The organism is Arthrobacter wenxiniae (assembly GCF_013376105.1).
GTDB classification, from domain to species: domain Bacteria; phylum Actinomycetota; class Actinomycetes; order Actinomycetales; family Micrococcaceae; genus Specibacter; species Specibacter wenxiniae.
Map to the genome: position 1 here is coordinate 32,797 of NZ_JAAMFM010000013.1, position 12,744 is coordinate 45,540.

The 12,744-nt window shown below is 69.6% G+C and carries 10 protein-coding genes; 6 read left to right on the forward strand and 4 right to left on the reverse strand.

The window, feature by feature from the left end:
• Positions 1-72: 72 nt before the first annotated feature.
• Genes G6034_RS10235 through G6034_RS10245 form a run of 3 tightly spaced genes read right to left on the reverse strand, consistent with a single transcriptional unit; the run spans position 73 to position 7,381 of the window.
• Positions 73-3,627, reverse strand: coding sequence for an ATP-dependent helicase (locus tag G6034_RS10235; protein ID WP_176635011.1), 3,555 nt, complete (start codon positions 3,625-3,627; stop codon positions 73-75).
• Positions 3,624-6,959: an ATP-dependent helicase gene (locus G6034_RS10240; RefSeq protein ID WP_176635012.1), complete on the reverse strand. Its 3,336-nt coding sequence runs from the start codon at positions 6,957-6,959 to the stop codon at positions 3,624-3,626. The genes G6034_RS10235 and G6034_RS10240 overlap by 4 nt, the downstream gene beginning before the upstream one ends.
• Positions 6,956-7,381 (reverse strand): MGMT family protein, encoded by a 426-nt coding sequence (locus G6034_RS10245; RefSeq protein ID WP_176635013.1) that lies wholly within the window; start codon positions 7,379-7,381, stop codon positions 6,956-6,958. The genes G6034_RS10240 and G6034_RS10245 overlap by 4 nt, the downstream gene beginning before the upstream one ends.
• Before the next feature lie 83 nt (positions 7,382-7,464).
• Between G6034_RS10245 and G6034_RS10250 the strand changes: the two genes are divergently transcribed.
• The 6 genes from G6034_RS10250 (at position 7,465) to G6034_RS10275 (ending at position 11,556) form a co-directional block, all read left to right on the forward strand.
• Positions 7,465-8,151, forward strand: a complete 687-nt coding sequence (locus G6034_RS10250) for a 3'-5' exonuclease (protein ID WP_176635014.1) — start codon at positions 7,465-7,467, stop codon at positions 8,149-8,151.
• Between the two features lie 359 nt (positions 8,152-8,510).
• Positions 8,511-9,449, forward strand: coding sequence for an ABC transporter substrate-binding protein (locus tag G6034_RS10255; protein ID WP_176635015.1), 939 nt, complete (start codon positions 8,511-8,513; stop codon positions 9,447-9,449).
• A gap of 3 nt (positions 9,450-9,452) precedes the next feature.
• A complete protein-coding gene (locus G6034_RS10260; RefSeq protein WP_176635016.1) occupies positions 9,453-10,211 on the forward strand; it encodes an amino acid ABC transporter permease in 759 nt (252 codons plus the stop codon).
• Between the two features lie 3 nt (positions 10,212-10,214).
• Positions 10,215-10,952, forward strand: a complete 738-nt coding sequence (locus G6034_RS10265; RefSeq protein ID WP_176635017.1) for an amino acid ABC transporter ATP-binding protein — start codon at positions 10,215-10,217, stop codon at positions 10,950-10,952.
• Positions 10,953-11,044: 92 nt separating this feature from the next.
• On the forward strand, positions 11,045-11,191 hold the full coding sequence (locus tag G6034_RS10270; RefSeq protein ID WP_176635018.1) for a hypothetical protein: 147 nt from the start codon (positions 11,045-11,047) through the stop codon (positions 11,189-11,191).
• A complete protein-coding gene (locus G6034_RS10275) occupies positions 11,179-11,556 on the forward strand; it encodes a type II toxin-antitoxin system VapC family toxin (RefSeq protein WP_176635019.1) in 378 nt (125 codons plus the stop codon). Before G6034_RS10270 ends, G6034_RS10275 begins: the two co-directional genes overlap by 13 nt.
• A 17-nt stretch (positions 11,557-11,573) precedes the next feature.
• Here G6034_RS10275 and G6034_RS10280 read toward each other — a convergent pair whose 3' ends face one another.
• Entirely contained in the window at positions 11,574-12,701 is a 1,128-nt protein-coding gene (locus G6034_RS10280) for a glycoside hydrolase family 3 N-terminal domain-containing protein (protein ID WP_246295628.1), read from the reverse strand.
• Positions 12,702-12,744: the final 43 nt, after the last annotated feature.

Consider the following 12,744-nt stretch of genomic DNA (forward strand, 5'->3'; position numbering starts at 1 on the left):
GGAGGGCGCCCGCCGACGTTGTGCAACAGGCGCAGCTTGCGGGCCTCGACGCGCTCGATCGGGTGGCGCAGATCAACCGGCGGACGTGTAGGCGTTGGTGACGATCGCTTCGAGCTCCTCCTGCCCGGCCAGGTCCACGGGCCTTATCAGCTTGTCCTGTCCCACGTAGTAGAACGCCGCCCGCACCTGTTCCAGCGGAACGCCCTTCAGTCTCGACCAGGCCAGCCGGTACACGGCCAGCTGAACCCCGCGCACCGCGAGCAGCGCCTTGGACGGCACCTTGCCGGTCTTCCAGTCGATCAAGTCCCAGCCGCCGTCGTCGTCCCGGAAGATGGCGTCAATGCGCCCGCGGACCACGACGTCGGCCACGCGCGTTTCGATCGGCACCTCCAGTTCCGCCGGGGTCCGGCCTGCCCAGGCCGAGTTCTTGAAGGTCTCCTGCATCTCCGCCAGGCCGTAAGCCTCGTCAACGTAGGCGTCGGCGCCGGGAGCCTCGTCGAGGTCCAGCTGGCCGGTGGCGCCAAAGTATTCCTCGATCCAGGCATGGAAGGCGGTGCCCTTGCGGGCAGCCATCCCCGGCTTGGTGGGCACCGGACGGCGCATGGCCCGGGTGACCTTCTCCGCGTCCTCACCCAGGGACACCAGGCGGGAGGCGGAGATGTGCGGCGGCAGCTCCACCCGCAGCTGGTCCGATTCGACCTTTTCCTGCGCGAGCAGCACGGCGGTTTCCCGTCCCCACCGCGGATTCGCCGCGAGAAAGGCAGCGGTCCCAACCTCACGGGACAAGGACCCACACGAGCGAGGGTTCCCTGGCCCAGGCACGGGTCCGGGGACGGAGCGGTGATCATCTCCAACCTCAACGGAGGAGGGGCCGTCATCTCCAACCTCAACGGAGGCGGCCAGGACGGCGGCTGCAGACGCCTCCACGTTGTCCCGGCGGCCGGCCCGGGCGGCGGCCCCGGCCTGCCCGGTGATGACGGGCCCGTTCAGTGGATCATAGGGCCACTCGGCGGTTTCCTCGCCGGCACTGACAGGATTCTCGGCTCCGTCCTGGGGGTCGTCGGCCCACGGCCCCAGGCTGGCGCTTTGGGCGGCGCCGGAGGCCAGCGGCAGCAGTTCCGCCAGGAACAGCGACGGTTCCAGCGGCGCCCTGGCACTGCCCCACACCGTGGCGCTGCACATCAGGAAGTCACGGGCCCTTGTGAAGGCCACATAGGCGAGCCGCCGCTCCTCCTCCTCGGAATGGAGCTTCACGTCGTCGGCGAACAGTTTTTCGTGCTCCAGCAGGGTCTTGACGTCCGGCACGTTCGTGTCCCACGCCGGCAGGTCCTCCCGGTCCCCGCGCAGCGGCCACGGCAGCGACTTGGCGCCTGTGGTCCACCGGTCGGCCTTAGCGCTGGGAAACGCGCCGGCGTTCATGCCGGGCACAAACACCACGTCCCATTCCAGCCCCTTGGAGGCGTGCACGGTGAGCAGCTGCACGGCGTCCGGGTTGGCCTCGACGGCCGCCATTTCCAGGCCGCCCTCCTCCGACTCCGCCGTCTCCAGCCAGGCCAGGAACGCCGTCAGGTCCACGCGTTCGGCGGCCTGCATGAACGTGGCCGCGGCATCGGCGAAGGCGTCGAGGTTGCGACGGGCGTGGTGGATGCTGGAGCCGGGCTTGGCCGCCAGCTCTATGTCCAGCAACATGGTCCGCTCCACCACGCCGATCAGGTTGCTGAGGTCGTCGCCCACAAAGCTGCGCAGGACGCGCAGCTCGTCGCGCAGGCCCAGCAGCCGCGCACGCGCCGTGTCGGTCAGCGGCCGGGCGGACTCGGGCCAGAAGTCCGGGCTGAGGTAGTCCAGCGCCTCCACCAGCGACGCGGAATCGACGACGTCGGACGTCACCACCGCGCCTTCGGGCGGCTCCGGCGTGTCGCCGTCCGGCCCGTCCCCGTGAATCACCGAGGCGCCAAATGCCAGGCGGTTCTTCGCCGCCCATTCCCGGCGCCGGGCCAGGTACCGGGACCAGTCGGCGAAGGCCATGAGGTCCGCCGGGCCAATCCGCCAGCGGGCGCCTGTCAGCAGGCGCATGAGCGAATCCGAGCGCCCGGGATCGGCAATGACCCTCAGCGTGGCCACCAGGTCCACGATTTCCGGGGTGGACAGCAGGCCGCCCAGGCCCACGATCTCGTAGGGGATCCCGCGGGCGTCGAAAACGGACTGGAAGCAAGCAAACTGTGCCCGCCGGCGGCACAGCACGGACACCGTCATGGCGCCCTGGGCGCCGCGTCGGGGCGTGAAGTCGCCCTTGCGGTCCAGGATTTCCGCGGCGATGGCCTCGGCCTCGGCCAGGGCCGTATCGAAGCGGGCCAGCGCAACCTCGCCGTCCGGGGCGTTGGGCTTTTCCTGCAGGGGCGACACCGCCACCCGCGGTCCGGCCGCGGCCCGCTCCGCTTCCGTCAGCCCGGCCGCGAGCCGGGCGTTGGACTTGCGTTCCTGCGCGGCCGTGAGCTCGGCGGACATGACGTTGGCCGCCGCCAGAATGCGCGCGGAGTTGCGCCACGCAATGGTGAGCTCGGCTGTCGGCGCCCGGCCGCCGTCCTGCCTGCGGAAGATTTCCGGGAAGCGGAAGAGCTGTCCGGCGGAGGCGCCGCGGAAGCCGTAGATGGACTGGTGGGGGTCGCCGACGGCGGTGACGGGGTGGCCGCCGCCGAAGAGCTGGGCGAAGAGCTGCAGCTGGGCGTGGGAGGTGTCCTGGAATTCATCCAGCAGCACCACCTTGAAGCGCTGGCGCTCCATCTGCCCCGCGTGCGGGACCTCGGCGGCGATCCGGGCCGCGAGCGCCACGAGGTCGCCGTAGTCCAGGGCGTTGCGGCGGCGCTTGGCCGCGGCGTAGCGCTGGACCAGGTCCACCACGGTGCCGCGGGTGCGCAGCGTGTCCATCAGCCTTTCGGCGGCCTGGCTGCGCGGCTTGGCCGTCCCGTCGAGGTAGGGCAGGGCCTGGAAGCCGGCCACCCAGGCGTCCAGCTCGGCCCGCACGTGCGCGGGGTCCTGGAGGTGCTCGGCGCACTCGCCGGCCAGGTCCATGACGGACTGGATCAGCGTGGACTTCGCGGCCGTGAAGTGCTGGTGGCCGCCGTCGTGCGCCTCGACCACGTCGCTGGCGAGCTGCCAGGCCTCGGCGGCGCCAAGCACCACGGCGTCGCGCTCAATGCCCAGGCGCAGGCCGTAGTCGGTGACGATCCCGCTGGCGTAGGAGTGGTACGTGGAGACCTTTGCTTCCAGGGCGTCGCGGGCTGCGGCGGCGGGCGCCAGCTGCACGACGCCGGAGCGCGCCAGGGTGCCGAGCTTGGCCAGCTGGCCGCGGATGCGCGAGGCGAGCTCGCCGGCGGCCTTGCGGGTGAAGGTGACGCCGAGGATTTCCTCGGGCCGCACCAGGCCGTTGGCCACCAGCCACACCACGCGGTCCGCCATGGTGGTGGTCTTTCCCGAGCCGGCGCCGGCAATGACCAGCAGCGGCTCCAGGGGTGAGCAAATGATGGCTGCCTGTTCCGTCGTGGGCGGGAACTGTCCCAGGAGCTCCGCCAGCTCACGGGGGCTCAACAAGGGGTCCAGGACAGTGCCGCCCTCAGGGGCTCCGCTCATTCGGTGACCTGCTTTCCTTCGCGGCACAACGGGCAGATGGTGGGCAGCGGGCAGCCGCTGCGTTCGGTCCAGTCGGCGCCGTGGCGGGCCGGGAACGCGGCCTGCGCCATGAGGTGCGCGGCGCGCAGGACCTCGGGCGTCGCCCAGTCGTCGGCGCCCGGCGCCAGGGCGGGCTGGTCCTGGGTCTTCACGGCCTTGGTCCCGTCCCCCAGCGGCAGCAGCGCGGCACCGCCGGGACGCGGGTCCGGGATGCCCGCCGCGGCGGCCTCCACCCGGAACGCCCCGGCCAGCACGGCGGCCTGGTAGGCGCCGAGCTGCAGGTGCGTGGCGATTTCCTTCTGGGTGGGCTTGGTCCGCCCGGTTTTCAGGTCCACCACCACCAGCCCTCCCCCCGCGTCGGCCTCCAGCCGGTCCACCTGGCCGCGCAGCCGGGCCGTGCGCCCGTCCGCGGGAATTTCCACGTCAAAGTCGAGCTCGACGCCGATGAGTGTGCGGCCCTGCTGCCGGGCGTCCACCACGTACTGGGCCAGCTTGCGCAGCATCTCCTGGGCCCGCTCGTAGTCCTTCTCCGCCTCCCAGCCGTCCCCCATGCCGAGGGACGGCCACCGGCGTTCGAGCTCCTCGAGATATTCGTGCCCCGCGCCCTCCGGGATCTGCTCGGCGATGGCATGGATGAGGGTGCCCAGGCTGCGGGCAAAGTCCGTGGCGGCCTCTCCCCCGGCGGCCTTCACAAACCAGTTCAGGGGGGACTTCAGCACCGCCTCCACCTTCGACGGCGAGACCGTCACGGGGTCGCCGTCGGCCACGATGGGCGCGTCGGTACTCAGCGGCAGCAGCCCCCACCACTGTTCGGGTGCCGCGCCGGGCACGGATTCGGCAGCCAGGGCGGCCAGCATGCGGGCGGCCTCGGGATCGGCGTGCATCTCCGATTCCTGGCGCAGCTCCGCCACGAGCGAGCGCAGCGTCATGGGCCGGGGTACCTGTTCAACGGGGCGGACGGGGTACTGGGACTCGCCGCCGGAATCGGTCACGGGAACGTAGGGGGCGGCCAGGTCCAGGAACTGCGAGGGCTGGAGGTCGTGGCCGGAGGCCCCGGTGAGGATCAGCCGCCGTCCCGCCCGGGAGATGGCGGCGGCAAAGCTGCGCAGTTCGTCGTAGCGGACGTCGCGCAGCCGCGCAGCCGGGTCCACCTGGCGCGCCGCCAGCGGGCCGCGCTCCAGCACGTCCACCAGGAACTGGCTGCCCAGCAGCTCGCCGCGCAGGCGGGTATTGGGCCACACGCCCTCCTGGAGCCCGGCCACAATCACCACGGGCCACTCCCTCCCGGCCGCGCTGGCGGGCGTCAGGATTTCCACCGCGTCGGCGCGCTGGGCCCGGGCCGCCAGGGTGTCCATGGGCAGCTCCTGGCTGAGCAGGTATTCCAGGAACTGGCGCGGGGTGGAGCCGGGCAGCTGGTCCACATACCGTTCCGCGGTCTGGAACAGGGCCATGACGGCGTCCAGGTCGCGGTCCGCACGGATGCCCGTGGGCCCGCCGCGCAGGGCCTGCGCCTCCCACGTGCCCGAACAGTCCGAGGCCTCCCACAGGGCCCACAGCACCGTCTCCGCGTTCGCGCCGGGCTCGGCCACTGACTGCTTCCCGGCGGCCAGCATGGCCGCAATCCGGCCCGCGTTCTGGGCCTCCCAGCCCAGGGGGGCCAGCTTTTCCGGGTTCGCGAGCGCCTCGGCCAGCAGTTCGTCGCTGGCCCGGCCGCCGCCGGCGCCGAGTTCCTGCTGGCGCAGCGCCTGCCGCAGCCGGCGCAGGTGCAGCGCCGTGGAACGGCCCAGGCGCGACGTCAGCAGCGACACGGCCAGCTCCGCATCCAGCACGTCAGGGTCCAGCGCCACGCGGAACGCCTCCAGCAGCGGCCGGACGGCAGGTTCGTCGCGGACCGGGTTCTCGGCCACGGGCACCTTGACGGGGATGCCCAGGCCGCTCAGGTACCGCTGCAGCCCGGCCAAGGCCGATCCCGTGCGCACAATGACGGCGATCTCGCCCAGCCGGTGCCCGGCCAGGTGCTGCAGGTGCAGGATGCGCTCGGCCACCAGGCGCAGCTCATGGACTTCGGAAGCCACCACGTGTGCACTGACGCCGCCCTCCTGGGTGGCGTCCGACGCCGGCCCCCCGGCCGGGGTGTCTTCCGGCGCCTTGGGTGGCTGGCCGTTTTGGGCTGTGCCGTCCCGGGTGTCCGGCGCCGCCGGCCAGGCCAGCACGCGCGCCCGCTGCCCGCCGCGGGCCTGGGAGATCCGTTCGGCCACGGCGGACCAGGCGTGGGCGAGTTCCGGGGTCATGCGGTGGGACGTGGAGAGTGTGAATTCGGTGACCGGCGCGTGGCCGTCGGACAGGGTGTCGCGCAGCGAGCCCACCAGGTCCGGCCGGGCGCCGCGGAAGCCCTGCACCACGGTGTCCGGGGAGGCGGTGACCAGGATGTCCCTGCCCCGCCCCACCAGCGCCAGGAGGTCGTGGACGGAGCGGCCGGCCTCTTGGATGTCGTCCACCAGGATCAGCTGGAGGCGGGCGCGCTCCCGGGCGAGGAATTCGGCGTCGTTCTTCAGAAGCGTGGCGGCGGCCGTGATGATGCCGGCCGGGTCGAAGGAGCCGGACTTGCCCCAGTCCACCACATCCCGGTACTCGGCGTAGAGCGAGGCGGCAGCAGCCCAGTCCGCCCGGCCGAGCTCCCGGCCCAGGCGGGCCAGCTCCTCCGGGACGACGTCGTATTCTATGACGCGGTCAAACAACTGCCTGATTTCCTGCCGGAAGCCGCGTGTGTCCAGGGCCTCGGCCAGTTCGGCCGGCCAGTTCGGCGCCGCGCCCAGCCCCAGCCGGTGCCCGGCCAGCAGGTCCTTGATGATGAGGTCCTGCTCCGGGCCGCTCATGAGGCGCGGCGGGCCCTCGATGTGCGGCATGCGGCCCTCCACCTTGGCCCGCCGCAGGAGGTCAAAGGCATAGGAGGACCAGGTCCGTGCCGGGGACGTGCTCAGGCTCCTGGTGAGGCGCGCGCTGAACGCGTTGCGCAGCCGCGCCGCCGCCAGCCGCGACGGGGCCAGCAGGAGGGCACCTGCGGGATCAACGCCGTCGTGCTCCATCCGCTTGACCGCGGCCTCCACCAGGACGGTGGACTTGCCCGTGCCCGGGGCGCCCCAGACCAGCACGGGGCCGGAACCGGGGGCCAGCCCCACCACGGGCTGCTGGTCCGGGCTCAGGTCCGGTGCCGGGCGGAGCGAGGCCGCGGGCGCCACAAGTGTCAGTCGGGGCAGGCGGTTCGGGGCGGGCGGATGATTGGGGGAACTCATGCCCCGAGTCCACCACGGGGCTCCGACATTTCAGCCGGACGGGGCTGCAGGGGCCCTTCCGCGGCGTGCAGCCGCGCGGCTATGGCGTCAATGCGGTCAAAGTCTGTCTCCGTGGGGTTCCAGCGGGCCGCCGCCATGTGGACCCGCCACGAGGGGTGCCCGCCGCCGGTGTCCCCGCGCAGTTCGGTGGCTTCCTCGCGGTAGTGCACCAGGGCGCCGGCGTCGTGGCACGACGGGGGCTGGCCCCCGGCCCGGATCACCCGCCACCAGGGCACGGCCGAGCCGTGGTGGGACATGACGGACCCCACCTGCCGGGGGCCGCCGCGCTCCAGCAGCGCGGCAACGTCGCCGTAGGAAAGCACCCGCCCGGCCGGAATGAGCTCCACCACGTCCAGGACCGCTTCAACATACTCAGCACGCATGGTTCCAGCGTAGTTCTCCACAGGCCCGCCCGGCGCACGGCCATGGCGGCTTTCGTGTCGGTGGCAGCAGGTAGCGTTGGGGCATGACTAGCTGGAACATGCACCCCCGGGCCGCGTTTGACTTGGAAACCACGGGCAAGGACCCCCGCGAGGCCCGGATAGTGACCGCGTCCATCGTGATGGTGGACGAATCCGGCGCGGTGGCGGACACCCACGAGTGGCTCGCCGACCCGGGCGTGGACATCCCGGAGGAGGCTGCCGCCATCCACGGCATCAGCACGGCCCACGCCCGCGCCAATGGCCGGCCGGCGGATGAGGTGACGGCGGAAATTGGTGCCGTCCTCGCCACCCTGTTCCAAAACCAGATTCCCGTCATCGCCTTCAATGCCAGCTACGACTTCACGGTCCTGGCCAACGAGGCCCGCCGCCACGGCCTGGCGGCCATCACCCCGGCGCCGGTCATCGACCCCTTCATCTGCAACAAGCATGTGGACAGGTTCCGCAAGGGCAGCCGCACGCTGGTGGCCCTGTGCGAGGAATACGGAATCCCGCTCGACGACGCCCACACCTCCGCGGCCGACGCCGAGGCCACGCTCCGGCTGGCCGACGCCCTCGCCGCCAAATACAGCGCCCTGCGCCTGGAGCTGGCCGAGCTCCACGCCGCCCAGGTGGGGTGGGCCCGCGAGCAGGCGGCTGACTTCCAGCAGTACCTGCGCCGGGTCAAGGACCCGGCGGCCGTCATTGAGGGCGACTGGCCGGTGTTGCCGTAGGCCGCCGGGGCTGCGTCCGGGCGGCGGCGGTGCCCGCGCCGGACGCATGAGCTAAATCACACAGGGAATTAACAGCCTTCGCCGTTGCGGGGCCGCGCCTGTCGTGCGGCCGGCGCACCGCTGGGCCCGGGCTGTGCCCGCCGCCGCCCCAGATGATCAATCATTTCTTCCATGAATGACACTTTTGTTAAGCATTTGTTCGCACGCGCCACATTTGCCGCCCCGATGACATAATTTAGTTCCGCGGGTAGAGCTCTGCTATGCCGCTCGTGCGGGCCTTTGCGAGGGCTCCCCGCGCCCCTGAAACCCGGCCGTCGTCCTTGTCGATGCCGGGTACCTGCAATGAAAGTGATCGCGTAATGAAGAATTCTGCCCTGAAGTGGCTCACCACCGTGCCCGTGGCGGTTGCACTGGCCTTTTCGCTGGCCGCCTGCGGCGGCGGCACCGGTGCCACCAGCTCCTCCAAGCCGACGAATGCCCTGGCCGGAAGCGACCAGCAGTCCCTGGACAAGTACACCACCAAGGACGTCACCGCCCTGGACAAGATTGACAAGGCCGCGCTGGGCTTGATCACCCCAGGCACCCTCACGGTCGGCACGCTCTCCGACGCCCCGCCGAACATCTTCATCGACAAGTCCGGCAAGTTCACCGGATACGACAATGAACTGCTGCGCGCCATGGCGGCCAAGCTGGGCCTGAAGGTGGAGTTCAAGTCCACCGACTTCGCCGCCCTGCTCTCCCAGGTTGCCAACAAGCAGTTCGACGTCGGCTCCTCCTCGATCTCCACGACGGACGCCCGCCGCAAGTCGGTCGGCTTCTCCAACGGCTACGACTTCGGCTACATGGCCGTGGTTGCCAAGAAGGACTCGGCCATCAAGGGCTTCAAGGACCTCAAGGCCGGCACGCGCATCGCCGTGGTCCAGGGCACCGTGCAGGACGACTACGTCACCAACACCCTGAAAATGGAACCGGTCCGCTTCTCGGACTACAACACCGCCTACGCCAACCTGAAGAACGGCCAGGTTGACGCCTGGGTTGCCCCGTCGCAGCAGGCCACCGGCCAGGTCAAGCCCGGCGACGGCACGGTCATCGCCGAGTCCGTGGTCAACACGCAGAACTTCACCGCCTATGCCGTGAACAAGGAGAACCAGCCGCTGATCGATGCGCTGAACTCCGCCCTTGACGCGGTGATTGCCGACGGCACCTGGTCCAAGCTGACCAAGCAGTGGTACCCGGACCGCCAGACCCCCGCAACCTGGTCACCGGGCTCCAAGGCCGTCACAGTCCCGAAGGGCTAATCTATGGACGCACTCCAGCAGCTCCTTAAGACGTTTTTCGACTGGCAGGCCATGGGGGGCGTCATCCCCCAGATGCTCACAGTCGGTTTGCCGAACACGCTCATCCTGGCCGTATCGTCGGCCGTACTCGGCTGCATTCTTGGCCTGGTCCTGGCCGTCATGGGCATCTCGCGGAACCCCATCCCCCGGTGGATCGCCCGTATCTACACGGACATTTTCCGCGGTCTGCCGGCCATCCTGACCATCCTGCTGATCGGCCTGGGATTCGGCCCGGTGATCAGGATTCTGACCGGCAGCACCAACCCGTTCCCCCTGGGGATCGCGGCGCTGACCTTGATGGCCGCGGCGTACATTGGGGAAATCTTCCGTTCCGGCATTCAAAGCGTCGACAGGGGGCAACTGGAGGCCTCCCGCGCACTGGGGTTCAGCTACACGTCCTCGATGATCCTGGTGGTCATCCCCCAGGGCATCCGGCGGGTGCTGCCCGCGCTGGTGAACCAGCTGATTGCCCTGATCAAGGATTCGTCCCTGATCTATCTGCTGGGCCTGCTGTCCAGCCAGCGTGAGATTTTCCGCATCGGCAACGATGCGGCCGCCAACACCGGAAACCTCTCGCCGCTGGTCGCAGCCGGGGTTTTGTACCTGGTCCTGACCATTCCGCTGACCCACCTGGTGAACTTCATGGACAAGCGCATGCGCGAAGGCAAGCGCGCCAAGATTGAACCCGATGAAGTTGCCGCCGTTGTTGGAAAGGGCGCCTAGGCCATGAGTGAATTCAAGTCGGGGTCCCTGACGGCCCGGAACATCCACCTGGCCTTCGGCTCCAACAAGGTGCTGCGCGGGATCGACCTGCACGTCCCGCGGGGCACCACGGCCTCCGTGATCGGCCCGTCGGGTTCGGGAAAGTCCACGCTGCTGCGCGTCATGAACCGCCTGATCGAACCCGATGCGGGCGACATCCTGCTGGACGAGCGCTCCGTCCTGGCGGACAACCCGGACGAGCTGCGGCGGCGCATCGGCATGGTGTTCCAGCAGTTCAACCTGTTCCCGCACAAGACCGTGGCGGACAACGTGGCGCTTGCGCTGAACAAGCTGCGGAAGCTGCCGAAGGACCAGGCCCGCGCCAAGGCCCTCGAGCAGCTGGACATGGTGGGCCTGAAGCACAAGGCCGATGCCCGGCCGGGCAACCTGTCCGGCGGGCAGCAGCAGCGCGTGGCCATTGCCCGGGCGCTGGCCATGGAGCCGGAAGTCATGTTCTTTGACGAGGCAACCTCGGCACTGGACCCGGAACTCGTCAAGGGGATCCTGGCGCTCATGACGGACCTGTCCAAGGGAGGCATGACCATGGTTGTTGTGACGCACGAGATGGGCTTCTGCCGCAACGTGTCCGACACCGTGACGTTCATGGACGGCGGCGTGGTGGTGGAGACCGGACCCCCGGACGAGCTCTTCAGCGCGCCGAAAACCGAGCGCTTGAAGGGCTTCCTCTCCGACGTCCTCTAGCCGGCGCCACCACCGCGACGCCCCCCGATATCGTTGAAGGCACGATTGCGTCTGCCCGGCTGGTTTCCCCGGAGCCGATCAGGCGACGGGCCATGACACTGGATGCCAATGACGATCGCCGGGCCATCGAGGCCGCTCTCGGCGCGTGGGATGGACGGGACATCGACGGTGAGAAGTACGTCGAGCGCCTTCGTTCCGGCCGCCGGCTGGGCGACACGACTGTGCGATGCCAGTCGTAGTCGACACGTCGATTTTAATTGATCTGCTCCGAGGGGAACCTGCAGCCGCCCAGACCCTCTACGAATCGCGTGGATCCGGTTTGCTGCACGCGAGCGAGGTGGTCAGATTGGAAGTGTTGGCCGGGATGCGCGAGCGGGAGGAGAAGGCCACTCGGGCGCTGTTCAGTGCTTTCACGTGGCATCCGTTGGACGGGAGGATCGCTGAAATCGCTGGCGAACTCGGGCGTCGCTGGCTCCCCGGCAACCGCGGCATCGATTCGGCGGATCTGGTGATCGCAGCCACTGCGATCTCGCTCGACGCTCGGCTGCTGACCAGGAATGTCAAGCACTTCCCCATGTTCGGCGGGTTGTCCGCGCCGTACTGAATTGTGGCCCCGGACCGCTACTGCCCGTGCTTGACCGTGAGGATCGTGAGCACCGCGGCGTTGACCTTGGCCAGGAAGTCGGGGCGCTGCTGGGCCAGCTGCAGCACCGCGGCGTACATGTAGGGGACGGCGTTGGGGTTGGCACACAGGATCATGGTGCCGCCGGCGTTGATGAAGTTGTTGGCCCGCACGGCCCAGCTCCAGGGAGCCAACTGGGCGGCGCCGCACAGGTCGTCGGAAACGATGATTCCGGTGAACCCTGCGTTGTGCCGCAGCATGGTGCCCATGACCACGGTGGAGAACGGCGCGATCTTGCCGGGGCGCGAATCAATCCTGTCGTAGTAGGCGCTGGAGACCATGACCCACCGCGCCCCGTTGTTGATGGCCGTCTGGAAAGGCAACAGGTTGGGATCGTTGATCGTGGTCTGGGTGTCGTGGACATTGCCCGTCACATCCGTGTTCCCGGTGACCCTGCCCAGTCCGGGGAAATGCTTGACCGTGGGCATCACGTAGCCGGCCTTGATGCCGGCGAGGAACGCGTTGCCCTTGGCGGAGACGGCCGCCGGGGTGTACCCATATTCGCGGTCGTAGTACCCGATCGGGGCGTTGGACGGGGCAAAGGCCTGCGTGACGGTGTCAAGGACGGGGGCCAGGTCCACCTTCAGGCCCGCCCAGCGCAGCTGGTTCCCCCAGTTTTTGGCGTCCGCCTCCAGCGTGGCCGTGGACAGCGTGCCCTGGGCCAGCGCCGTCGGAATTTTCGAGAATCCAGGGCCGCTGAGCACCTGGACGTAGCCCCCCTCCTGGTCGGTGGCCACGGCAAGATATTCATTGTCCGTCGTCGCCGTGGAAACGGTGTTCGTCATCCGCCGCACAACTGCCGCCGTGGCATTGATCCCGGCGGAGCTTCGCCCGGCCAGGTAGACGTTGCCCACATGGTCCCAGCTCAGCACGTTCATGGTGGCCTGGCTGGCACCGGTGGCACCGGCCGCAACCATGAACAGCTGGCCCACCCGCTGCTGCAGCGTCATGTGGGCCAGGTGCTGCGCCGGCGTGGTCCACCCCAACGACGCCGGTGCCGCGGCGGTGGCCGCCCCCGCCAGCGGCATCGCGGCGAGGAGTGTGGCAAGGATGGCGAGGGACTTCAAAGGGCGAAACTTCTGGAACTGGCGCATGGCCCACGCGGCTTAG

Excerpts from the sequence above, each read along its gene's own strand:
- G6034_RS10235 (WP_176635011.1), bottom strand. The coding sequence starts at position 3,627 with ATGAGCGGAGCCCCTGAGGGCGGCACTGTCCTGGACCCCTTGTTGAGC.
- G6034_RS10240 (WP_176635012.1), bottom strand. The coding sequence starts at position 6,959 with ATGAGTTCCCCCAATCATCCGCCCGCCCCGAACCGCCTGCCCCGACTG.
- G6034_RS10245 (WP_176635013.1), bottom strand. The coding sequence starts at position 7,381 with ATGCGTGCTGAGTATGTTGAAGCGGTCCTGGACGTGGTGGAGCTCATT.
- G6034_RS10250 (WP_176635014.1), top strand. The coding sequence starts at position 7,465 with ATGACTAGCTGGAACATGCACCCCCGGGCCGCGTTTGACTTGGAAACC.
- G6034_RS10255 (WP_176635015.1), top strand. The coding sequence starts at position 8,511 with ATGAAGAATTCTGCCCTGAAGTGGCTCACCACCGTGCCCGTGGCGGTT.
- G6034_RS10260 (WP_176635016.1), top strand. The coding sequence starts at position 9,453 with ATGGACGCACTCCAGCAGCTCCTTAAGACGTTTTTCGACTGGCAGGCC.
- G6034_RS10265 (WP_176635017.1), top strand. The coding sequence starts at position 10,215 with ATGAGTGAATTCAAGTCGGGGTCCCTGACGGCCCGGAACATCCACCTG.
- G6034_RS10270 (WP_176635018.1), top strand. The coding sequence starts at position 11,045 with ATGACACTGGATGCCAATGACGATCGCCGGGCCATCGAGGCCGCTCTC.
- G6034_RS10275 (WP_176635019.1), top strand. The coding sequence starts at position 11,179 with ATGCCAGTCGTAGTCGACACGTCGATTTTAATTGATCTGCTCCGAGGG.